24 protein-coding genes are annotated in these 20,718 nt (G+C 66.6%); 6 read left to right on the top strand and 18 right to left on the bottom strand.

Features of this window, described 5'->3' with window-relative positions:
- Positions 1–89: 89 nt before the first annotated feature.
- Complete coding sequence (locus Q9Q79_RS08210; protein WP_005412985.1) at positions 90–383, top strand: PsiF family protein; 294 nt, start codon at positions 90–92, stop codon at positions 381–383.
- A 308-nt stretch (positions 384–691) separates the two neighbouring features.
- Here Q9Q79_RS08210 and Q9Q79_RS08205 read toward each other — a convergent pair whose 3' ends face one another.
- The 6 genes from Q9Q79_RS08205 to rsmD form a co-directional block, all read right to left on the bottom strand.
- Positions 692–1,579 carry an MBL fold metallo-hydrolase gene (locus tag Q9Q79_RS08205; RefSeq protein ID WP_005412984.1) on the bottom strand — a complete coding sequence of 296 codons (888 nt, stop codon included), beginning with the start codon at positions 1,577–1,579 and terminating at the stop codon, positions 692–694.
- Positions 1,580–1,699: 120 nt separating this feature from the next.
- Positions 1,700–3,430 carry a gamma-glutamyltransferase gene (ggt, locus tag Q9Q79_RS08200; RefSeq protein ID WP_049395944.1) on the bottom strand — a complete coding sequence of 577 codons (1,731 nt, stop codon included), beginning with the start codon at positions 3,428–3,430 and terminating at the stop codon, positions 1,700–1,702.
- Positions 3,427–3,708, bottom strand: coding sequence for a YfhL family 4Fe-4S dicluster ferredoxin (locus Q9Q79_RS08195; protein WP_004153175.1), 282 nt, complete (start codon positions 3,706–3,708; stop codon positions 3,427–3,429). Before Q9Q79_RS08195 ends, ggt begins: the two co-directional genes overlap by 4 nt.
- Before the next feature lie 132 nt (positions 3,709–3,840).
- Complete coding sequence (locus Q9Q79_RS08190) at positions 3,841–4,332, bottom strand: hypothetical protein (RefSeq protein ID WP_005409092.1); 492 nt, start codon at positions 4,330–4,332, stop codon at positions 3,841–3,843.
- Positions 4,333–4,392: 60 nt separating this feature from the next.
- Positions 4,393–4,902: a pantetheine-phosphate adenylyltransferase gene (coaD, locus tag Q9Q79_RS08185; protein WP_005409091.1), complete on the bottom strand. Its 510-nt coding sequence runs from the start codon at positions 4,900–4,902 to the stop codon at positions 4,393–4,395.
- 26 nt (positions 4,903–4,928) lie between these two features.
- The gene (gene rsmD, locus Q9Q79_RS08180; RefSeq protein WP_308150307.1) at positions 4,929–5,525 is read right to left on the bottom strand and encodes a 16S rRNA (guanine(966)-N(2))-methyltransferase RsmD; all 597 of its coding nucleotides are present in this window, start codon (positions 5,523–5,525) and stop codon (positions 4,929–4,931) included.
- A gap of 640 nt (positions 5,526–6,165) precedes the next feature.
- Between rsmD and htpG the strand changes: the two genes are divergently transcribed.
- Positions 6,166–8,058, top strand: coding sequence for a molecular chaperone HtpG (gene htpG / locus Q9Q79_RS08175; protein WP_012479776.1), 1,893 nt, complete (start codon positions 6,166–6,168; stop codon positions 8,056–8,058).
- 139 nt (positions 8,059–8,197) lie between these two features.
- Here htpG and Q9Q79_RS08170 read toward each other — a convergent pair whose 3' ends face one another.
- Entirely contained in the window at positions 8,198–8,497 is a 300-nt protein-coding gene (locus tag Q9Q79_RS08170) for a hypothetical protein (protein ID WP_201864067.1), read from the bottom strand.
- A 129-nt stretch (positions 8,498–8,626) separates the two neighbouring features.
- Between Q9Q79_RS08170 and ftsY the strand changes: the two genes are divergently transcribed.
- The 3 genes from ftsY (at position 8,627) to Q9Q79_RS08155 (ending at position 11,426) form a co-directional block, all read left to right on the top strand.
- Complete coding sequence (ftsY, locus tag Q9Q79_RS08165; RefSeq protein WP_012479774.1) at positions 8,627–9,943, top strand: signal recognition particle-docking protein FtsY; 1,317 nt, start codon at positions 8,627–8,629, stop codon at positions 9,941–9,943.
- An 83-nt stretch (positions 9,944–10,026) separates the two neighbouring features.
- On the top strand, positions 10,027–11,151 hold the full coding sequence (gene mutY / locus Q9Q79_RS08160; RefSeq protein ID WP_049395489.1) for an A/G-specific adenine glycosylase: 1,125 nt from the start codon (positions 10,027–10,029) through the stop codon (positions 11,149–11,151).
- A 5-nt stretch (positions 11,152–11,156) separates the two neighbouring features.
- Positions 11,157–11,426 carry an oxidative damage protection protein gene (locus Q9Q79_RS08155; RefSeq protein ID WP_005409085.1) on the top strand — a complete coding sequence of 90 codons (270 nt, stop codon included), beginning with the start codon at positions 11,157–11,159 and terminating at the stop codon, positions 11,424–11,426.
- A gap of 74 nt (positions 11,427–11,500) precedes the next feature.
- On the opposite strand, the gene Q9Q79_RS08150 is transcribed toward Q9Q79_RS08155, so the two are convergent.
- The 10 genes from Q9Q79_RS08150 to Q9Q79_RS08105 all read right to left on the bottom strand — a co-directional run bounded on the left by Q9Q79_RS08150 (position 11,501) and on the right by Q9Q79_RS08105 (position 18,566).
- Complete coding sequence (locus Q9Q79_RS08150) at positions 11,501–11,950, bottom strand: DUF6491 family protein (RefSeq protein ID WP_005409084.1); 450 nt, start codon at positions 11,948–11,950, stop codon at positions 11,501–11,503.
- Positions 11,951–12,171: 221 nt separating this feature from the next.
- Positions 12,172–12,885, bottom strand: a complete 714-nt coding sequence (gene lolD, locus Q9Q79_RS08145; RefSeq protein WP_005409083.1) for a lipoprotein-releasing ABC transporter ATP-binding protein LolD — start codon at positions 12,883–12,885, stop codon at positions 12,172–12,174.
- The gene (locus tag Q9Q79_RS08140) at positions 12,878–14,119 is read right to left on the bottom strand and encodes a lipoprotein-releasing ABC transporter permease subunit (RefSeq protein ID WP_005409082.1); all 1,242 of its coding nucleotides are present in this window, start codon (positions 14,117–14,119) and stop codon (positions 12,878–12,880) included. Before Q9Q79_RS08140 ends, lolD begins: the two co-directional genes overlap by 8 nt.
- A 23-nt stretch (positions 14,120–14,142) precedes the next feature.
- Positions 14,143–14,592 carry a hypothetical protein gene (locus Q9Q79_RS08135; protein ID WP_043035022.1) on the bottom strand — a complete coding sequence of 150 codons (450 nt, stop codon included), beginning with the start codon at positions 14,590–14,592 and terminating at the stop codon, positions 14,143–14,145.
- Entirely contained in the window at positions 14,543–14,791 is a 249-nt protein-coding gene (locus tag Q9Q79_RS08130) for a succinate dehydrogenase assembly factor 2 (RefSeq protein ID WP_005409080.1), read from the bottom strand. The genes Q9Q79_RS08135 and Q9Q79_RS08130 overlap by 50 nt, the downstream gene beginning before the upstream one ends.
- Before the next feature lie 98 nt (positions 14,792–14,889).
- A complete protein-coding gene (locus tag Q9Q79_RS08125) occupies positions 14,890–15,675 on the bottom strand; it encodes a succinate dehydrogenase iron-sulfur subunit (protein WP_005409079.1) in 786 nt (261 codons plus the stop codon).
- Between the two features lie 66 nt (positions 15,676–15,741).
- Positions 15,742–17,532, bottom strand: a complete 1,791-nt coding sequence (sdhA, locus tag Q9Q79_RS08120) for a succinate dehydrogenase flavoprotein subunit (RefSeq protein WP_005409078.1) — start codon at positions 17,530–17,532, stop codon at positions 15,742–15,744.
- Positions 17,533–17,563: 31 nt separating this feature from the next.
- Complete coding sequence (gene sdhD / locus Q9Q79_RS08115) at positions 17,564–17,950, bottom strand: succinate dehydrogenase, hydrophobic membrane anchor protein (RefSeq protein ID WP_005409077.1); 387 nt, start codon at positions 17,948–17,950, stop codon at positions 17,564–17,566.
- Positions 17,947–18,339, bottom strand: a complete 393-nt coding sequence (gene sdhC, locus Q9Q79_RS08110; RefSeq protein WP_005409076.1) for a succinate dehydrogenase, cytochrome b556 subunit — start codon at positions 18,337–18,339, stop codon at positions 17,947–17,949. Before sdhC ends, sdhD begins: the two co-directional genes overlap by 4 nt.
- Before the next feature lie 56 nt (positions 18,340–18,395).
- A complete protein-coding gene (locus Q9Q79_RS08105) occupies positions 18,396–18,566 on the bottom strand; it encodes a DUF1674 domain-containing protein (protein ID WP_005409075.1) in 171 nt (56 codons plus the stop codon).
- A gap of 39 nt (positions 18,567–18,605) precedes the next feature.
- On the opposite strand from Q9Q79_RS08105, the gene Q9Q79_RS08100 reads away from it, so the two are divergent.
- A complete protein-coding gene (locus tag Q9Q79_RS08100) occupies positions 18,606–19,481 on the top strand; it encodes a folate-binding protein YgfZ (protein WP_099484521.1) in 876 nt (291 codons plus the stop codon).
- A 127-nt stretch (positions 19,482–19,608) separates the two neighbouring features.
- Here the strand turns inward: Q9Q79_RS08100 and ugpC are convergent, their stop codons facing one another.
- Positions 19,609–20,691, bottom strand: coding sequence for a sn-glycerol-3-phosphate ABC transporter ATP-binding protein UgpC (gene ugpC, locus Q9Q79_RS08095; RefSeq protein WP_099527503.1), 1,083 nt, complete (start codon positions 20,689–20,691; stop codon positions 19,609–19,611).
- Between the last annotated feature and the right edge of the window lie 27 nt (positions 20,692–20,718).

Genomic DNA, 20,718 nt, shown 5'->3' with positions numbered 1-20,718 from the left:
GCGGTCGCTGCCGAGGCACGATTCTTCACGTGGCCTTGCTGCCTGCAGGCCAATGCTCCGCGCACCCGCCACCGCCTGGAGTGCTCTCGATGAAAGCTTCTTTCCTGCTGGCCGCTGTCCTGCTGGTCGGCCTGCCCCTGGCTGCCAATGCCACCACGCCGCAGCAGCAGCGCATGGCCGACTGCTCGGCCAAGAACAAGGGCTTGAAGGGTGACGCCTACAAGACCGCGCAGAGTTCCTGCCTCAGTGGCCACGCCGCCGAAGCCAAGCCGGCCAACGCGCAACAGGAACGCATGCGCAAGTGCAATGCTGACGCGGGTGCCAAGAAGCTGGCCGGTGACGCGCGCAAGACCTTCATGAGCAGCTGCCTGAAGGCGTCGTAGCATCGCTCGTCCAGTTCAATCGAATGGGGGCAGAGCCCGTTGCACAGCACTGGCATTCGACCCCATTTGAATATCGATATCTGACAGATGTGCCGACCAACGGTCGGCACCCACCAATAGCCACCGGCCACCTGTCAGCGATGGGGGCGGTGTGGGTGGGCAGGCGCCGTGGATGGCGCCATCGAGCCCCCATGGATGGGTTTACGGCGTGTCCTGACCACCCACACCGCCCCGCCATCCCACGGAATGCCGTTCTTGATCTTGCTTCGGCTTCTGCAGGTGCAGGGAGCAGCCCTGCCGAACACCCGTCACCCCAGCGCGCGCGCCTTCAGTTCACCCTGCTCGTGCAGGGTCACGAAACGCCCCTTGTCATCGCGACCCAGCTGCGCCAGCGCCACCTGCGGGTCGTGCGTGAAAAACAGATGCACGTTGCGCGCCAGCTTGTCCTCAAGGAACTGCCGCTTCTCGTCGATCAGGAGTTCGGCATTGCGGTCATAGCCCATGGTGATCGGCACGTGTACCCATGAGCGCCCTGGGATCAGGTCGGCACAGAACACCACCCCGCCGTGCGCATCTTCGCCGGCGTGCGCGTGGCCGACGATCTCGGCCAGCATCAACCCCGGCGTGTGGCCATCGCTGTAGCTGAAGCGAACGCTGCGACCCAGAACCTTCGAATACTCGCCGTCCACTACTTCCAGGCGACCGCTGGCCTGCAGCAGGCCAGGCAGCTCCGGAATGAAGCTGGCACGGTCGCGCGGATGCGGCTGCATGGCGCGCTGCCAATGCTGCGCACCGACCACATAGGTCGCATTGGGGAACAGCAGTTCCGGCTCACGCCCTTCGCTCCATGCCGCCAGCAGGCCACCGGCATGATCGAAATGCAGGTGGCTGAGCACGACGACATCAATGTCCTCGTGCTCGAAACCTGCTTCGCGCAACGAATCGATCAGTACGTGCTGGCTTTCCTGCACGCCATAGCGCTCACGCATGCGCGGATCGAAGAACGCCCCGATACCGGTTTCAAACAGCACGGTCTTGCCTTCCAGCGGGCTGGCAAGCAGCGCACGGCAGGCCAGCTCGATGCGATTGAGCTCGTCCGGTGCCGCCCATTTTTCCCACAACGCGCGCGGCGCGTTGCCGAACATCGCGCCGCCGTCGAGGCGCTGCGAGTTTCCACGAATAGACCAGAGTTTCATGTGTCGATTATCGGCGCCGGCTCGTTAAATAATCGCTAGAAAGGAAACAGAAAACCCCGCCGTCAAGGGCGGGGTTTCGGTAAACAGCCAGATTGGCGGCCAGCGGCCGGCACGACCGTATCAGCGTGCCGGCACGACCAGGGCGCTGCCCACCGGGTTGCGCGGGTCGCTGCCGCCAAACAGCTTGTTGGCCTTCCGGTCCCATTCCACGGTCTGCAGGTTGCCCCACACGTGGCTGGACCCACGGCCCCCGGCGGCCACATTGCCCGGCAGGTCGATCTTGTGACCCATCGCCTGCAGCTGCTTCACCGTGGCCGCGTCGAATGCATCGTCCTCGGCTTCGATCAGGTCCGGCAGCCACTGGTGGTGGTAGCGCGGCAGCGCGGCAACCTGCTGCGCGTCCAGGCCGGCGTCGTAGCCGAGGATGCCCAGCAGCACCATGGTGATGATGCGGCTGCCACCCGGGGTGCCCAGCACCACCACCTTGTCGGCGTTCTCCATGAAGGTCGGGGTCATCGAGCTGAGCATGCGCTTGCCCGCCTTCGGCGCATTGGCCTCGTAGCCCATCACGCCGAACGCGTTGGGCGTGCCCGGCTTCAGCGCGAAGTCGTCCATCTCGTTGTTCAGCAGCACGCCGGTGCCCTTCGGAATCAGCCCCGAGCCGTACAGCAGGTTGACGGTCTGGGTCGCGCCGACCCGGTTGCCGTCACGGTCGATGATCGAGAAGTGCGTGGTCTCGTCATCTTCCAGCGGCGTCGGGTTGCCCGACAGCAGGTCGCTGGGCGTGGCCTTCTCCGGATGGATGGTCGCCCGCAGGCCCTGTGCGTAGTCCTTGCTGGTCAGCACTTTCTGCGGGATCTGCACGAAGTCCGGATCGCCGAGGAAGAAGGTGCGGTCGCGGTAGGCACGGCGCATCGACTCCACCACCAGGTGGGTGCGGTGCGCCGGGTCCATCTTGTTGATGTCCCAGCCTTCCAGGATCTGCAGCATGCTGGCCAGCGCGATGCCACCGGACGACGGCGGCGGAGCGGTGGTGATCTTCCAGCCGTTGTAGTTGAACACGATCGGTTCGCGCTGCTTCACGCGATAGCCGGCCAGCTCTTCAGCGGTCCACTGGCCGCCGGCCTGCTTCACGCCGGCCAGCAACAGCTTTCCGGTCTGGCCCTTGTAGAAGCCATCGAAGCCACCTGCGGCCAAGCGCTCCAGCGTCTGTGCCAGCTCCGGCTGCTTGAACAGGTCACCGCTGGTGATCGGCTTGCCGTTGCGCAGGTAGACCTCACGGGTGCCGGGATAGCGCTCCATCACCTCACGGCGAGAGGCATAGCCCTTGGCCATGCGGTCGTAGACCGGGAAGCCTTCGCGCGCGATGCGGATCGCCGGCTGCAGCGATGCAGACAGCGGCAGCTTGCCGTGCCTGGCCGACAGCTCGACCAGCGCCGCAGGCAGGCCCGGAATACCGGCCGACCAGGCACCGTTGACCGAGCGGTCACGGTCGAGGTTGCCCTGCTTGTCGAGGAAGGCCTGCGGCGTTGCCGCGGCCGGCGCGGTCTCGCGCGCGTCCAGCATCACGTCCTTGCCGGTGGCCGCGTCGTGCAGCAGGAAGAAGCCACCGCCACCCAGCCCGGAACTGATCGGCTCGACCACCGCCAGCGTGGACGATACCGCCACCGCGGCGTCGAAGGCGTTGCCGCCCTGCGCCAGGATGTCGATGCCGGCCTGGGTGGCCAGCGCGTGGCCGCTGGCAATGGCCGCGCCGTCGGGGCGCTCGGCACGGGCCGGGCTGTCGGCCCAGGCAATCGGGCTCAGCAGCAGGCCGAGCAGCAACAGGGGGCGGACGATCAGCGTCTTCATTCGGATGGGGGCTCCGCATAGAGTTCGGGGTGATCGTGCTGCAGCTGGCGCAGCTTGGCCAGCAGCTGGTCTTCCGTTTCCACGATCTCCGGGTCCGGATCGATGCACTCGACCGGGCAGACGACCACGCACTGTGGCTCGTCGAAATGACCCACGCATTCGGTGCAGCGCGCAGGGTCGATCACGTAGATGGTTTCACCCATCGCAATGGCCTGGTTCGGGCAGGCCGGCTCGCATACGTCGCAGTTGACGCAGAGCTCGTTGATTTTCAGCGACACGGCGATACTCCTCGCCCGCGCCCTGGGACAAAGGACCGGCCAGCGCGGGCGCGCGGGCCGGTCAGGTCATCAGCGGCGCCCTTGCAGGACGCCGCCCGGGCCATGCCGGAGCATGGCCGCCATGGCTCGGTCTTACTTGGCTTCGACGAAAATGTACTCGGCACCGGTCGGCTGGATCGCAGCCTGAACGCGGGCGTTGTCGGCCGACTGGCCGATGAAGACGACGCGCACGCCCTTCATCGAATCCGGCGACACGTCCTTGAACACGGCCTGGATCATGTCAGCCATCTTGCCCGAGGCCGACGAACCGAAGGCCAGCATGTTGCCCGGCTGCACGCCACGGGCCACGGCCTGGGTCGCGCTCTCGGTCTGGCGCTCGTACTTGGCCTGGAAGTCCGGGTCCGATTCCGGCGAGAGGTAGTACAGGAACGGGCTGTTGGTGATGTTGCCCATGTTCTGGATCGCCACTTCCTGCAGGTACTTCTTCCAGCCTGCATCATCATCCTTGGCCGGGGCGACCAGGGCCTGCTTGGCCTCGTCGACCGGAGCGGCCTCTTCCTTCTTGCAGGCGGTGAAGGCCAGGGCCAACGAAGCGATCAGCATCGCGCGCATGGTGGTGTTCATGGGTTTCCTCCCGGAATGGTGCGTGGTGTTGTACGTAATGGGGTGCGGGTACAGCGGGGCTTACGACTGTGCCGCCTTCGCTTCGCGGACCTTGCGCAGGGCTTCGAGCACCGCGGCCGGCACGAAGCCGGACACGTCGCCGCCCAGGCGCGCGATCTCGCGGACCAGCGAGGACGAAATGAAGCTGTGCTGCTCGGCCGGGGTCAGGAACAGGGTCTCGACCTCGGGGATCAGGTGGCGGTTCATGCTGGCCATCTGGAACTCGTACTCGAAGTCGGACACCGCGCGCAGGCCGCGCAGCAGCACCCCACCCTGGACCGAACGGACGAAATGGGCCAGCAGGGTGTCGAAGCCGATGACCTCGACGTTGCCATGGTGGCCCAGTGCGCCACGCGCCAGCTGCACGCGCTGCTCCAGCGGCAGCGCCGGGCCCTTGGACGGGCTCTGCGCCACGCCCACCACGACCTTTTCAAACAGCGGCGCGGCCCGGCTGACCAGGTCGATATGACCGTTGGTGATCGGGTCGAACGTGCCGGGATAGACGGCAATGCGGCGGTTGGCCACGGTCATGGGCGGATGCAGATGTTCAGATGAGGTCAAAGTGTAGCAGTGGCGCGGCGGTACAGGGCAAAGCGCACCTCGCGGGTACCGCCCTCGCGGTGCAGCAGCCAGTCCGGCGGCAGCACCGGCACGTGGCCGGCCGGGGATTCCAGGTACAGCCAGGCATCGGCGGCCAGGTGCCGCGGCAGCTGCGCCAGCACGTCCTGCCACAGGCCATCGGCGAACGGCGGGTCGATGAAGACCAGATCGGCCTGCTGCGCGGGTGCGCCCTGCAGCCAGCGCAGGGCATCGGCCTGCACCACGGTGATCTGGTCGGCGGCCTGGAGCTTGGCCACGGCCGCGGTCAGATTGCGTCCCAGCTGCGCGTCGCGCTCGACCAGGGTGGCGTGGGCGGCACCGCGCGAGACCGCCTCCAGGCCCAGCGCGCCACTGCCGGCGAACAGGTCCAGCACCCGCGCGCCGCCCAGTCTGGGCATCAACCAGTTGAAAAGGGTCTCGCGCACGCGGTCACTGCTGGGCCGCAGCCCCGGCAGGGTCGGCACCGGCAGGCGGGTATTGCGCCAGCGACCGCCGATGATGCGGACCTGGCCGTCATTGCTCCCACGGCCGCTCACAGGCGCCCCCGGCGGGATGTATTCAAGAAATTCAGCATGAGCGGGATTGTAGTCGTCCGGGCGGCGCCCGGAACCCGCAGAGACCGAAGCAACAGCCAGAGCAACGGCAAAAGCTGGTTCCCTGTGGGTAGGCGGGGTGGGCCAGGTTGTGGGGGACGCCGTAAACCCGTCCATGGGGGCTTGGCCGCGGCATCCATGCCGCGGACACCCCCACAACCTGCCCCACCCCGCCTTCGACAGTTTCCTGCGATCTGCCGGAAGGTCTCTTGGGGTCAGATCCGTTTTCCTGCGGAAAACGGATCTGACCCCATTTGATGTATCGATATCTGACAGATGTGTCGACCAAGGTCGACACCTGCCAACAGCCGCGTGAACCTGTCAGAGGCGGGGCGGTGTGGGTTGGCAGGACCGTTGGCGCCATGGATGGCGCCATCGAGCCCCCAGGGACGGGTTTACGGCGTGTCCTGCCAACCCACACCGCCCCGCCATCCCACGGATAGCCCGCTGCTGCTGTTGATGTTGCTGTTGCTGTTGCTTCGGCCTCTGCAGGTGCAGGGCTGCAAGCCCTGCCGACCAACCCCTTGATTTCGGGACAATCAGCCATACCCCTTGGCGAGGCCGCACGCGCTGGCGCGGCATTGCACATGGAGCCCTATCGATGACCGAGACCACCCAGACCGAAACCCTTGGCTTCCAGACCGAAGTCAAGCAGCTGCTGCAGCTGATGATCCACTCGCTGTACTCCAACAAGGAGATCTTCCTGCGCGAGCTGGTCTCCAACGCCGCTGACGCTGCCGACAAGCTGCGCTTCGAAGCCCTGACCCAGCCGGCCCTGCTTGAAGGTGACAGCGAGCTGCGCGTGCGCGTCAGCTTCGACTCCGCCGCCCACACCATCACCATCGAAGACAACGGCATCGGCATGAGCCGCGCCGAGGCCATTGCCCACCTCGGCACGATCGCCAAGTCCGGCACCGGCGATTTCCTGCGCCAGCTGTCCGGCGACCAGAAAAAGGATTCGCAGCTTATCGGCCAGTTCGGCGTCGGCTTCTACAGTGCCTTCATCGTTGCAGACCAAGTGGAAGTGACCTCGCGCCGCGCCGGCCTGGCTGCAGGCGAAGGCGTGCGCTGGACCTCGCGCGGCGAAGGCGATTTCGAAGTGGCCACCATCGACAAGGCCGAGCGCGGCACCCGCATCGTGCTGCACCTGAAGGACGGCGAGCACGACTTCGCCGATGGCTGGCGCCTGCGCGGCATCCTCAAGAAGTATTCGGACCATATCGGCCTGCCGATCCAGATGCCGAAGGAAGGTGGCGAAGAAGGCGCCGCGGTCGAATGGGAAACCGTCAATCGCGCCAGCGCGCTGTGGACCCGCCCGCGCACCGAGATCAGCGACGCCGAGTACACCGAGTTCTACAAGCACGTGGCACACGACCACAGCGATCCGCTGGCATGGAGCCACAACAAGGTCGAAGGCAAGCTGGAATACACCTCGCTGCTGTACGTGCCCGGCCGCGCGCCGTTCGACCTGTATCACCGCGATGCCCCCAAGGGCCTGAAGCTGTACGTGCAGCGCGTGTTCGTGATGGACCAGGCCGAGCAGTTCCTGCCGCTGTACCTGCGCTTCATCAAGGGCGTGGTCGATTCCAACGACCTGTCGCTGAACGTCTCGCGCGAGATCCTGCAGTCCGGCCCGGTCATCGATTCGATGAAGGCCGCGCTGACCAAGCGCTCGCTGGACATGCTGGAAAAGCTGGCCACAGACAAGCCGGAGCAGTACGCCACGTTCTGGAAGGAATTCGGCCAGGTGCTGAAGGAAGGCCCGGCCGAGGACTACAACAACCGCGAGAAGGTGGCCGGCCTGCTGCGCTTCGCCTCCACACGTGGCGACGGCGATGCGCAGAACGTGTCGCTGGCTGACTACCTCGGCCGCATGGCCGAAGGCCAGGACAAGATCTACTACCTGACCGGCGAGAGCTACAGCCAGGTGCGCAACAGCCCGCACCTGGAAGTGTTCCGCAAGAAGGGCGTGGAAGTGCTGCTGCTGACCGACCGCATCGACGAGTGGCTGATGGGCTACCTGACCGATTTCGACGGCAAGGGCTTCGTCGACATCGCCCGCGGCGACCTCGACCTGGGCGCGCTGGAAACCGAAGCGGACAAGCAGGAACAGGAAGCAGCGGCCAAGGACAAGCAGGGCCTGGTCGAGCGACTGAAGACGGTGCTGGGCGATGACGTGGCCGACGTGCGCGTCTCGCACCGCCTGACCGATTCGCCGGCGGTGCTGGCCATCGGCGAACAGGACCTGGGCCTGCAGATGCGCCAGATCCTGGAAGCCAGCGGGCAGAAGGTGCCGGACAGCAAGCCGGTGCTGGAGATCAACCCGGGCCATCCGCTGATCGCCAAGCTGGATGCTGAAGCCGATGGCGCGCGTTTCGACGATCTGGGCCGGGTGCTGTTCGACCAGGCTGCATTGGCCGCCGGCGACAGCCTGAAGGATCCGGGCGCCTATGTGGCGCGCCTGAACAAGCTGCTGCTGGAGCTGTCGGCCTGATCGACAAGGTGGTCGCCGGGCATGGCCCGGCGATGCTCTGGTAGAGGCCAACCTTGGTTGGCACCTGCCAGGGCGGATCGAGCGTGCCAACCAAGGTTGGCACCCACCACAGGCGGCGGTTGGCACTTGGCGAGCGGGTTCAGGCCTCGCGATCCAGCAGCGAGCCCAGCATCTGGTCCTGGCGTCGGATCACCGCGGCGTTGGAAGCGAAAGCCACCACCTCGGCTTTCGCTGCCAGCAGATCACCCAGTGGTGCACTGACATCGGCGCCGGTAGGGGTCACCGCGGCCTGCACCCCGCCCTCCTCCACCGTACTGCGTTGCAGCTGCAGGCGTTGGGCATCAGGAGTCGCCAGGTTGGCCACGTTGTGCGCGGCCACCTGCACGCCCTGCTGGGCCGCACGCATCCCGCCGAGGGCGATTCCCATCACGTTGTTCATGGCGGTCTCCGGACCGCCCTGCGCAGCCCTCCGGACCGGTTAACGGCCGGCCGGCCGCGACCTTGAGTCCACATCGGCCCGACAGGCCTGAGTGGTAGCATATCCCTCTGATTTCAGCGCCTTTTGCCAATGCTCAGTTTTTTCCGCCGCAAGAAGCCCCAGGATGCCCCCGCAACGGAGGCACCCAAGACCCAGCACTACTCGGCTGAAGAGCTGGCGGCGGCGTTTCCGTCGGCCGCGCCGGTCGAGGACAAGGAGCCGGCACCGGTAGCCGTACCGGCCGAGCCTGCACCGGTCGAGCCGCCCCCGGCAACCGCCGTTCCGGTCGCTGTCGAGCCCACCCCGGCGATTCCGGCCCCAGCCGCAGCGGTTCCGGCAGCTCCTGCGCCGACGGCGCAGATCGACGTCGCCCCCATCGCGACCCCGGCCATCGAACCGGCACCCGCACCGCTGCCCGAGCCCACCCCGGCACCGGTCACCGACGACCTGCCTGCTGCCGCCTCGGTCGACGCTGCTCCGGCTCCTGCCGGCAAGCCCGGCTGGCGCGAACGCCTGCGCAACAGCGTCATCGCGCGCAGCTTCGGTGGCCTGTTCTCGCGCAACCCAAAACTCGACGACGACCTGCTGGACGAGCTGGAAACCGCCCTGATCACCGCCGACGTCGGCGTGGGTGCCACCACCGATCTGGTCGAGGGGCTGCGCAAGCGCATGAAGTCGCGCGAGTTCGCAGATGCAAATGCGCTGCTGGCCGCGCTGCGCGCCGAGCTGATCGCGATCCTGCAGCCGGTGGCCAAGCCGCTGGTGATCGACCGCAATGCCAAGCCCTTCGTGGTGCTGACCGTCGGCGTCAACGGCGTTGGCAAGACCACCACCATCGGCAAGCTGGCCAAGCGTTTCAAGGATGAAGGCCACAGCCTGATGCTTGCCGCCGGCGACACCTTCCGCGCCGCCGCCGTCGCACAGCTGCAGGCCTGGGGCGAGCGCAACGGCGTGGCCGTGGTCGCCCAAGGGCAGAACGCCGATGCCGCTTCGGTGGCATTCGATGCGCTGCAGGCCGGCAAGGCCCGTGGCACCTCGGTGTTGATCGCCGATACCGCCGGCCGCCTGCACACCCAGTCCGGCCTGATGAACGAGCTGGGCAAGATCCGCCGCGTGCTCGGCAAGATCGACGCCACTGCACCGCACGAAGTACTGATGGTGATCGACGGCACCACCGGCCAGAACGCGCTGTCGCAGCTGCGCCAGTTCAATGCCGCGGTGAACGTGACCGGCCTGGTGGTGACCAAGCTGGACGGCACTGCCAAGGGCGGCGTGGTGTTCGCGCTGGCCCGCGAGTTCGGCATTCCGATCCGTTTCGCCGGCATCGGCGAGCGCCCGGAAGACCTGCGCGTATTCGATCCGGAAGCCTTCGTTGACGCCCTGCTGCCCGAAGCGCTGGGTGCCTGATAGACCGTGCAGCCACGCATGGCGTGGCTCTACTGCAGCCCGGTAGAGCCCCCCATGGGTGGCTGCCCACCTCCGGAATACCGATGCCCCGCCAGCCGCACGCCAGCGCCGGAACCACGCAGACCGACGACTTCGTCGCCCACCTGCTGCATTGGTTCGACGACCACGGCCGCCACGACCTGCCCTGGCAGCATCCGCGCAGCCCCTATCGGGTCTGGTTGTCGGAAATCATGCTGCAGCAGACCCAGGTGAGTACGGTCATCCCGTACTTCCAGCGGTTCCTGCAGCACTTCCCGACCCTGCCCGACCTCGCCGCCGCCGGCAATGACGCGGTGATGGCGCAGTGGGCCGGGCTCGGCTACTACGCCCGCGCACGCAACCTGCACGCGGCAGCCAAGCGCTGCGTGGAACTGCACGACGGCGACCTGCCACGTGACTTCGACGCACTGCATGCCCTGCCCGGCATCGGCCGCAGCACCGCCGGTGCGATCCTCAGCCAGGCCTGGAACGACCCGTTCGCGATCCTCGATGGCAACGTCAAGCGGGTGCTCAGCCGCTACCACGGCATCGACGGCTTCCCGGGCCTTCCGGCCATCGAGAAGCAGTTGTGGGCGATCGCCGAGGCGCACGTGGCGCAGGTGCCGACCGGGCGCATGGCCGATTACACCCAGGCGCAGATGGACCTGGGCGCGACCGTGTGCAGCCGCGCCAGACCCGCCTGCGTGATCTGCCCACTGCAGGACGCGTGCGTGGCGCGCCGCGAAGGCCGCACTGCCGAACTGCCGACGCCCAAGCCCAGCAAGACCCTGCCCGAACGAGAAGCAGTGGCCCTGCTGCTGCGCGACCCCCAGCAGCGCGTGCTGCTGCAGAAGCGGCCGGACACCGGCATCTGGGCGCAACTGTGGACGCTGCCGCAGGCCGAGGCCGGCAGCGACCTGCAGGACTGGTTCGATGCGCATGTTGAAGGTTCGCTGGAAGACGCCGAGGAGTTGCCAGTGCTGCAGCACACCTTCAGTCACTACAGGCTGCACCTGCAGGTACTGTCGCGCCAGGTGAACGGCCTGCGCGTGGAAGAACCCACGTTGCGCTGGGTCGCCTACGATGAACTGCGCGCGCTGGGCCTGCCCGCGCCGATCCGCAAACTGCTCGACGGCGCGACGATCAAGACGCCAAAACGAACTTCCAAGAAACCCCGCAACCACGAGTGAGTGCCATGCCCCGAACCGTCTTCTGCCAGTACGAACAACGCGATGCCGAGGGCCTGGACTTCGTGCCCTACCCCGGCGAGCTGGGCCAGCGCATCTTCAACAACATCGGCAAGCAGGCCTGGGCTGCGTGGCTGGCGCACCAGACCATGCTGATCAACGAGAACCGCCTGTCGCCGCGTACGCCGGAACATCGCGCGTTCCTTGAAGGCGAACTGGTCAAGTTCCTGTTCGAGAAGGACGCGCAAAAGCCGGCCGGCTTCACTCCGGAAGCCTGACGCACAGGTAGTGCCGGGCGCTGGCCGGCAACCTGGCATCTGCGCGATGCCGGCCAGCGGCCGGCACGACCGCGCTATTTCGTGTTTTCCTCGCGCTCCTGCACCTGCGCCTGGCGCAGCTCCTGCTCGGAAGCGCGTAGTGCCTTCACATCCAGCTTGCGGATGCTGTCGATGAAACACGGCAGGCGCGGGCCGCCGGTAGGGTCGCGCACCAGCACCTTGTCGAAACGCGCCGAAACACGATTCATCTGGCTGGTCAGGCCGATGGCGGTGGCATATGGCAGGTCCTGGCAGGGCCCCCTCAACTCCAGCAGGTAGGCCTCGCTGGGACGCGTCCATACCGCAAGCGCGCTGTCACCCAGCTCGGTCCAGCCATTGAGGGTGCCGAAGAACTGCATGTCGTTCTGCGGCGCGCCGGCGTGGGCACGGTACAGGTCAAGCTTCTCGGCGCTGCTGAGCCGGCCAGTGGTCGCACACGCGGCCAGCGCCAGGCAGAGTCCGGCCACCAGGAACGGGGTCTTCATGGCGATCTCCTCGGGGAACTGTCGCCATCATGCGCCCGGGCCGGCAACGGCGGCGCGACGACCGACAGCCCCATTCAGGCGCTGGTCGGCGGTCGACCAAGGCCGACCTCTACCAAAGCAGACCCAAGGCCCCGGATTCCGGAAGTCACCAACCTTGGCTGGCGCCTGCCCTGCAGGAGCAGCCGACCAGGGTCGGCTTCCACAAAAGCGGCCCCGGCGCCTCAGACGTCGGCGTGGGCCAGGGCGTGCAAGCGCCCTTCGCGCAGCTCCAGCACCCGGTCGAGGCGGCGCGCCAGGCTGCGGTCGTGGGTGACCAGCACCAGGCTGGTGTGACGCGCACGATTCAGTTCCAGCATCAGCTCGAACACCGTGGCGGCCGTGCGGTCATCCAGGTTGCCGGTCGGCTCGTCACCCAGCACGCAGGCTGGGTGATTGACCAGTGCCCGCGCCACCGCAGCACGCTGCCGCTCACCACCAGACAGCTCGCCCGGCTTGTGATCCAGGCGGTGGCCGAGGCCCACCGCTTCCAGCAGCGTGGTGGCCCGGCTGCTCGCTTCTGCTACCGCAGTGCCAGCCAGCAGTACCGGCATCATCACGTTTTCCAGCGCGGTGAACTCCGGCAGCAGGTGATGGAACTGGTAGACGAAGCCCAGCGCCTGGTTGCGCAGCAGACCGCGCGCGGTATCCGACAGCGCCGACATGCGCTGCCCGGTCACGTAGACCTCGCCGGCGGTTGGAATGTCCAGGCCGCCCAGCAGGTGCAGCAGCGTGCTCTTGCCGGCGCCGGAGGCACCGATGATCGCCACCGTCTCGCCGGCGGTCACGGTCAGGTCCAGGCCATCGAACACCGGGGTCTGCATGCGCCCTTCGGCGTAGGTCTTGCCCAGTGCTTCGGCGCGGATCACTTCGTCGCCGCGGTTGAAGACCTTATTCATAACGCAGGGCCTCCGCCGGCTGGGTGCGTGCTGCCCGCCAGGCGGGATACAGGGTGGCCAGGAAGCTCATCAGCAGCGCGACCACGGTGATCGCCACCACGTCGCCGGTCTGCATGTCGGTCGGCAGGCCGGTGATGTAGTACACATCCTCCGGCAGCAGCTTGACGTTGAACACGCTCTCGATGGCGCCGAGGATGCGTTCCAGGTTGAGGGTCAGGGTGATGCCGCCGATCAGGCCGGCCAGCGTGCCGAAGATGCCGATCAGCGAACCCTGCACCATGAACACCTGCATCACCCCGCCCGGCGTCAGGCCAAGGGTGCGCAGGATGGCGATGTCGGCCTGCTTGTCGGTGACCAGCATCACCTGCGACGACACCAGGTTGAAAGCGCCCATGGCGATGATCAGCGACAGCAGGATGCCCATCACTACCTTCTCCATGCGCAGCGAGTGGTAGAGGTTGGCATTCTGCTGGGTCCAGTCACTTACCCGGTACGCGCCGCCGAGGCTCTGCGCCAGGTCCACGCCCACTTCCAGCGAGCGGTCCATGTCGTGCAGTTTCAGCCGCACGCCGGTAGCGCCATCGGAACGCAGCACGCGCTCCAGGTCCTGCATGTTGGCGAAGCCGACGCCGCGGTCGACCTCGTTGTAGCCGGCCTCGAAGATGCCGCTGACGGTGAAGCGTTTCATCCGCGGCACTGCGCCAGCGGGCGTGCCCTGCACTTCTGCAAAGGTCACCAGCACCTGGTCGCCAACGTCCACGCCCAGCCAGACCGCCAGCTCTTTGCCCAGCAGCACGTTGAAGCTGCCCGGCTTGAGGCTGTCATAGCTGCCCTTGGTGACCTTCTTGTCGATCACCGACACCTTCGGCTCCAGCGCCGGATCGATGCCCTGGATGATTGCGCCCTGCACGCGCGGGCCGCTGATCATCGACTGGATCTCGATGTACGGCGCGGCACCTGCCACGCGCGGGTCCTTGCGGGCGACGTCCACCACGCGCATCCAGTCAGGCATCGGCTCGCCGTCGCGGCTGATGGTGGTGTGCGCGGTCATCTGCAGCAGGCGGCTGCGGATTTCCTTCTGGAAACCGCTCATCACCGCCAGGGTGGTGATCAGCACCGTAACGCCGAGCGCGATGCCCAGGATCGATGCCATCGAGATGAAGGAGATGAAGCCGTTGCGGCGCTTGGCGCGCAGGTAGCGCAGGCCAATGGCCACGGGAATGGGTTTGAACATGCAGGCACGCCGGTCAATTCAGCTTATGGTGCCATCGACCGGGGCCTACGGGAAACGCCGCGTGCGGCCACGGCCAGTCGCAGTTCACGTCGCTGCCTGGAATCGAGCACATCGGGCCAGAACAGCAGGCGCCGGCGGCACCGATCCTCACGCCAGAGCAACAACAGCCACGGCCCACGCACGACCAGTTGTGGTGCATCGACGTCCTGCCCGGCCACCTGCAGCGGCTCGGGCGGTACCGGCAGAAGCACCTGCACGCGCGGCCTGCGCTGGCGCCAGGCCAGTTCGGCCAACCCGATGCCCCAGGCCAGCAACACCGCCGGCGTCAGCAGCCTGGGCGGCAGATCCGATGCACGCAGCAGCCAGGGTGCGGCCAGCAGCACCGCCAGCTGGGCGGCGGCCTGCAGCCGCGAGGGGCGCCACTCAAGGCTTGAGGGCGAGGATCTTCTGCATGAGGGGGATCGCGTGCGCATGCGGGCAGGCCTCATAGCCCATGAACCAGCGCCACAACTTATCGTCCTCGCAGTCGAGCAGGAACAGGAAAACCTCGCGCTCCTCGGTCGGCGCGGTGCTCCATTCGTGGTCGAGATAACGGCCGAACAGCTGGTCCAGCTCACGCATGCCGCGGCGGCAGCGCCAGCGCAGCTTCTTCAGCAGAACGTCTTCTTCCATCGTGTTTCTCCAGATACAGCAAAGCCACGCAAGGCGTGGCTCTACTGCGGTGGCACAGCCACGCATGGCGTGGCTCTACCGGGTACGGCCAGAGCCGATCAGGCGCGGCGTTCCATCATCAGCTTCTTGATCTCGGCGATCGCCAGCGCCGGGTTCAGGCCCTTCGGGCAGGTCCGGGCGCAGTTCATGATGGTGTGGCAGCGGTACAGCTTGAACGGATCTTCCAGATCGTCCAGGCGCGCACCGGTGTCCTCATCGCGCGAGTCGATGATCCAGCGGTAGGCCTGCAGCAGGATCGCCGGGCCCAGGTAACGCTCGCCGTTCCACCAGTAGCTCGGGCAGCTGGTCGAGCAGCAGGCGCACAGGATGCACTCGTACAGGCCGTCCAGCTTCTTGCGGTCTTCCGGCGACTGCAGGCGCTCACGGTCCGGCGGTGCCGGGGTCTGGGTGCGGATCCACGGCTTGATCGAGGCGTACTGCGCATAGAAGTGGGTCAGGTCCGGAACCAGATCCTTCACCACGTTCATGTGCGGCAGCGGGTAGATCGGCACTTCCTTCTTGCCGCAGTCCGAGATGGCTCGGGTGCAGGCCAGGGTGTTGGTGCCGTCGATGTTCATCGCGCACGAACCACAGATGCCTTCGCGGCACGAGCGGCGGAAGGTCAGGGTCGGGTCGATCTCGTTCTTGATCTTGATCAGGGCGTCCAGGACCATCGGGCCACAGGCGTCCAGATCGACTTCATAGGTATCGGTGCGCGGGTTGCTGTCGTCGTCCGGACTCCAGCGGTAGATCTTGAAGGTGCGCACGTTCTTGCCGCCGTTCTTGACGGGGAAGTGCTTGCCCTTCGTGATCTTGGAATTCTTGGGGAGTGAAAACTCGGCCATGGCTGCTCTCGTTGGCTCAGGCGGCCCGCGCCCTTGGGCGCGGATTGCATGGTAGGCGGGGTCGGATCAGTACACGCGCGGCTTCGGCGGCACCACGGACACGTCGTCGGTCAACGTGTACATGTGCACCGGACGGTAGTCGAAGCTGCACTTGCCCTTCTCGTCGACGCTGACCAGGGTGTGCTTCTGCCAGTTGACGTCGTCGCGGTCCGGATAGTCCTCGTGCGCATGCGCACCACGGCTTTCCTTGCGCTGTTCGGCCGAGTTGATCGTCGCCACCGCGTTGAGCAGCAGGTTGTTCAGCTCGTAGGTCTCGATCAGGTCCGAGTTCCACACCAGCGAACGGTCGGAGACCTTCACGTCCTGGAACGAGTCGAAGATCTTGTCCATCTTCTCGCAGCCTTCCTTCAGCGTCTGGCTGGTGCGGAAGACGGCCGCGTCGGCCTGCATGGTGCGCTGCATGCGATCGCGGATGACCGAGGTCGGGGTATCGCCGTTGGCGTGGCGCAGTTTGTCCAGCAGGCCCAGCGCCTTGTCGCAGGCATCGGCCGGCAGCGGCTTGTGCGATGCGCCCGGCTTGATGGTCTCGGCGCAGCGGTTGGCCACCGCACGACCGAACACCACCAGGTCCAGCAGCGAGTTCGAGCCCAGTCGGTTGGCGCCGTGCACGGACACGCAGGCCGCTTCACCGATGGCGTACAGGCCCGGCACCACGGCATTGTCGTTGTCGCCGACCTTCTGCACCACTTCGCCGTGGTAGTTGGTCGGGATGCCGCCCATGTTGTAGTGCACGGTCGGGATGACCGGGATCGGCTGCTTGTGCACGTCGACGCCAGCGAAGATGCGGGCGCTTTCGGCGATGCCCGGCAGCTTGTCGTCGATCACGCCCGGGCCGAGGTGGGTCAGGTCGAGCAGGATGTGGTCCTTGTGCTCGCCGACGCCGCGGCCTTCGCGGATCTCGATGGTCATCGAACGGCTGACCACGTCGCGCGAGGCCAGGTCCTTGTAGTGCGGCGCGTAGCGCTCCATGAAGCGCTCGCCGCTGCTGTTGCGCAGGATGCCACCTTCACCGCGGACACCCTCGGTGATCAGGCAGCCGGCGCCGTAGATGCCGGTCGGGTGGAACTGCACGAACTCCATGTCCTGCATGGCAATGCCGGCACGCATGGCCAGGCCGCCACCGTCGCCGGTGCAGGTGTGCGCCGAGGTGGCGCTGAAGTAGGCACGGCCGTAGCCGCCGGTGGCCAGTACCACGCCCTGGGCGCGGAACAGGTGCAGGGTGCCGTCGGACATGTCCAGGGCCAGCACGCCGCGGCAGGCGCCTTCGTCGTCGAAGATCAGGTCGAGCGCGAAGTACTCGATCATGAAGCGCGCATCGTGCTTCAGCGACTGCTGGTACAGGGTGTGCAGCATCGCGTGGCCGGTACGGTCGGCCGCCGCGCAGGTACGCTGCGCCGCCGGGCCTTCGCCGTACTTGGTGGTCATGCCACCGAACGGACGCTGGTAGATCTTGCCTTCGGCGGTGCGCGAGAACGGCACGCCGTAGTGTTCGAGCTCGATGATGGCCGGGATGGCCTCACGGCACATGTATTCGATGGCGTCCTGGTCGCCCAGCCAGTCCGACCCCTTGATGGTGTCGAAGAAGTGGTAGCGCCAATCGTCTTCGCCCATGTTGGCGAGTGCGGCCGAGATACCGCCCTGGGCGGCAACGGTGTGCGAACGGGTCGGGAAGACCTTGGTCAGGCACACGGTCTGCAGGCCCTTGGCGGCCAGGCCGAACGTGGCGCGCAGGCCGGCGCCGCCGGCGCCGACCACGACCATGTCGTACTTGTGTTCGGTGATCTTGTAAGCGGACATCTAATCTGGATTCCTGTGTAGGTGCCTGGGCTCAGGCAACGCCGAGGGCGATGCGGCCCACCGCAAACACACTGACGATCATGCCGAGCACGGCGACGAACTTCACCGCGGTCTGCAGCACCAGGGCCAGCAGCGATTCGTGGATGTAGTCTTCCAGCACGACCTGCATGCCGAGCTGCGCGTGCCAGAACATGGCGATCAGCAGGCCGATCAGCGGCACTGCGTTCCACGGCTTGGCCACGGCGGCGGCGGCGGTCGCGTAGTCCGAGCCCAGCAGGCCCAGCACGAAGACCAGGAACCAGATACCCAGCACCACCAGCGCGGCGGCAGTCAGGCGCTGATGCACGAAGTGCTCGGTGCCGGTCTTCGCCGAGCCAAGGCCACGCACGTTCTTCAACGGGGTACGGAACTTGCTCACGCGGCACCTCCGAACATCACATAGGCCCACACCAGCAGGGTGATCACCAGGCTGCCGGTGACCGACAGCCAGCTGCTGCGGATGAAGGCGGGGATGCTGAAGCCGATGGCGAAGTCCTGCACCACATGGCGGATGCCATTGCACAGGTGATAGGCGAACGACCATGTCCACGCGAACAGGAACACGCGGCCATACCAGGCCCCGGCATGGCCGGTGAAGCAGTTCCAGGACTCGGGCCCCATCATCAGGGCCAGCAGGCCGGCAGCGATGATGAGGGCACCAACAGACAGAAAGACGCCAGTGGCTCGATGCAGGATCGAGGTGGCCATCTGAATCTGCCAGCGATACACCTGAAGGTGCGGGGAAAGTGGGCGTTGTCTGGTCGCCATTCGCTGGGCTCGTTGTCTCGGCTGGGCGGCACGCGGCCGCGTTGGCTCAATGCTGATCAGAAATCGATGCAGCGTCCGTTTTTCTCCCAATCGCCATACCGCACCGGATCAAGTCCGCCGCGGCCGCCGAATTCTTCTGCTTTTTCCTGTTCCACGGGCACGGGTGCCGCGGGGACCAGCGGGGCTTCAGATTCGTCGTCGGGAGTGGGGGTTGTTTGGCCTATCATGTTCGGTCTCGCAACGCACAAATTTTAGACCTCGTTCACGTGCCTGACAACCTGCCCCCTGCTTTCGTCGGATATCCGCGCCTGCCCGGCCACCAGCTGCTGAGCCTGCAGGGCCCGGATGCGGCTGTCTTTGCCCACGCCCAGTTCAGCAGCGATGTCACCGCCCTGCCCCTGCTGCACTGGCAGTGGAGTGCCTGGTTGAGCGCCAAGGGCCGCACCCTGGCGGTGTTCCAGCTGCTGCGGTTGGCCGACGACCACCTGATGCTGGTGCTGGCGGATGGCGATGCCGATGCGATTGCGTCGCAACTGCAGCGCTTCGTGTTCCGCCGCAAGGTGAAGGTGCTGGTGCGCGATGATCTGGCGGCGGCCGGGGCATTCACTGCGCCCGAGGCCGCCAGCGGCGCCGCGATTGCGCAGGCCGCAGGTGATGGCTGGGAACTGGACCTGGGCAGCGATGCCCTGCCGCGCACCCTGCGCATCGGCGCCGCCGATGCCTTTGCGGCCGGCAGCGAAACCGATGAGGCCGCTTTCGCCCTGGCCTGGCGCCAGGCCGACCTGCGCTACGGGCTGCCGCGGCTGGAAGAAGGCCAGCGCGAGGTGTGGACCCCGCAGCAGCTGGGCCTGGACCGTCTGAACGGCTACAGCGTGAAGAAGGGCTGCTATCCCGGCCAGGAAATCGTCGCCCGCACCCACTTCCTCGGCAAGGCCAAGCGCGCGGTGCAGCTGATGCATACCGCGGCACCGGCGCAGGCCGGCGATGGCGTGCAGCAGGACGGCGCGGCGCTGGGCACGATCGCCTGCGTGGCCGGCGACCTGGCACTGGCGGTGCTGCCACTGGAGGCGGGTGATGCTGACCTGCAGGTGGGTGATGCCATCGCGCAGCGCGTGCCGTTGCTGGATGGATTGGCACGCTGAAGCAGGTTGGTGGGGATCTGCACTGGTGGGTGCGGACCGTTGGTCCGCACGCCTGAAATGGTAGTGCCGGCCGCTGGCCGGCAACCAAGCACGGTTGAGGCTGCCGACCAGCGGCCGGCACTACCCGTTACAGGCGCTCGCCGGTTTCCGCGCTGAAGAAATGCAGGCCCTGCGGGTGGATCGCCACGCGGATCTGCTCGCCCACCGCCGGCAGCGCCTGCGGCGCCACGCGCATGGTCAGCGCGTGCTGGCCACTGCTCAGGTTGACGAAGATCTCGTTGCCGACCGGCTCGATGCCTTCGATGCGCGCGGTGAACGCATGCGCATCATCGGCGCTGGCCGGCTGCAGGTGCTCCGGACGCACACCCACCGCGATCGGCTTCTGCAGCCACGCCGGATCGATCATGGCCTGGCCCAGCGGTGCACGCCAGTCGCCGTCGACCACGGTCACGCCGCTGGCATCGCCCTGCAGCGTGCCGCGCAGCACGTTCATCGCCGGGCTGCCGAGGAAGCCGGCCACGAACAGATTGGCCGGACGATCGTACAGCGCCATCGGCGTATCGATCTGCTGGATGATGCCGTCCTTCAGCACCACGATGCGCTGGCCCAGGGTCATCGCCTCGACCTGATCGTGCGTCACGTAGATCATGGTGGTGCCCAGCTTGCGGTGCAGCTGCGCGATTTCGGTACGCACGCTGTGGCGCAGCTTGGCATCCAGATTGGACAGCGGCTCGTCGAGCAGGAACACCGCCGGCTCGCGCACCAGCGCCCGGCCCAGCGCAACACGCTGGCGCTGGCCGCCGGACATCGCCTTGGGCAGCTTGTCCATCATCTCGGTGAGGCCCAGCGTCTGCGCCGCCTCGGCGATGCGCTTGTCGATGGTGGCCTTGTCATGGCCGCGCAGCTTCAGCCCAAAGGCCAGGTTCTCGGCCACCGTCATGTGCGGGTACAGCGCGTAGCTCTGGAACACCATCGCGATGTCGCGATCCTTCGGCGCCACATCGTTGACCACGCGATCACCGATGGTCAGCGTGCCGCCGCTGATCTCTTCCAGGCCAGCCACCATCCGCAGCAGGGTCGACTTGCCACAGCCGGAGGGACCGACCAGCACCATCAGCTCGCCATCGGCGACCTCGAAGGTGGCGTCCTTCACCGCGACCTGGCCGTTGTCATAGACCTTGCGCACACCCTGCAACTGCACTTTTGCCATATCACCTATCCGGTCCGCCCGAAGCCG

It is taken from the genome of Stenotrophomonas sp. a6 (genome assembly GCF_030913325.1).
GTDB lineage: Bacteria > Pseudomonadota > Gammaproteobacteria > Xanthomonadales > Xanthomonadaceae > Stenotrophomonas > Stenotrophomonas maltophilia.
Note: the sequence above shows the minus strand (reverse complement) of the source record. Positions and strands in the feature narration are given on the sequence as shown.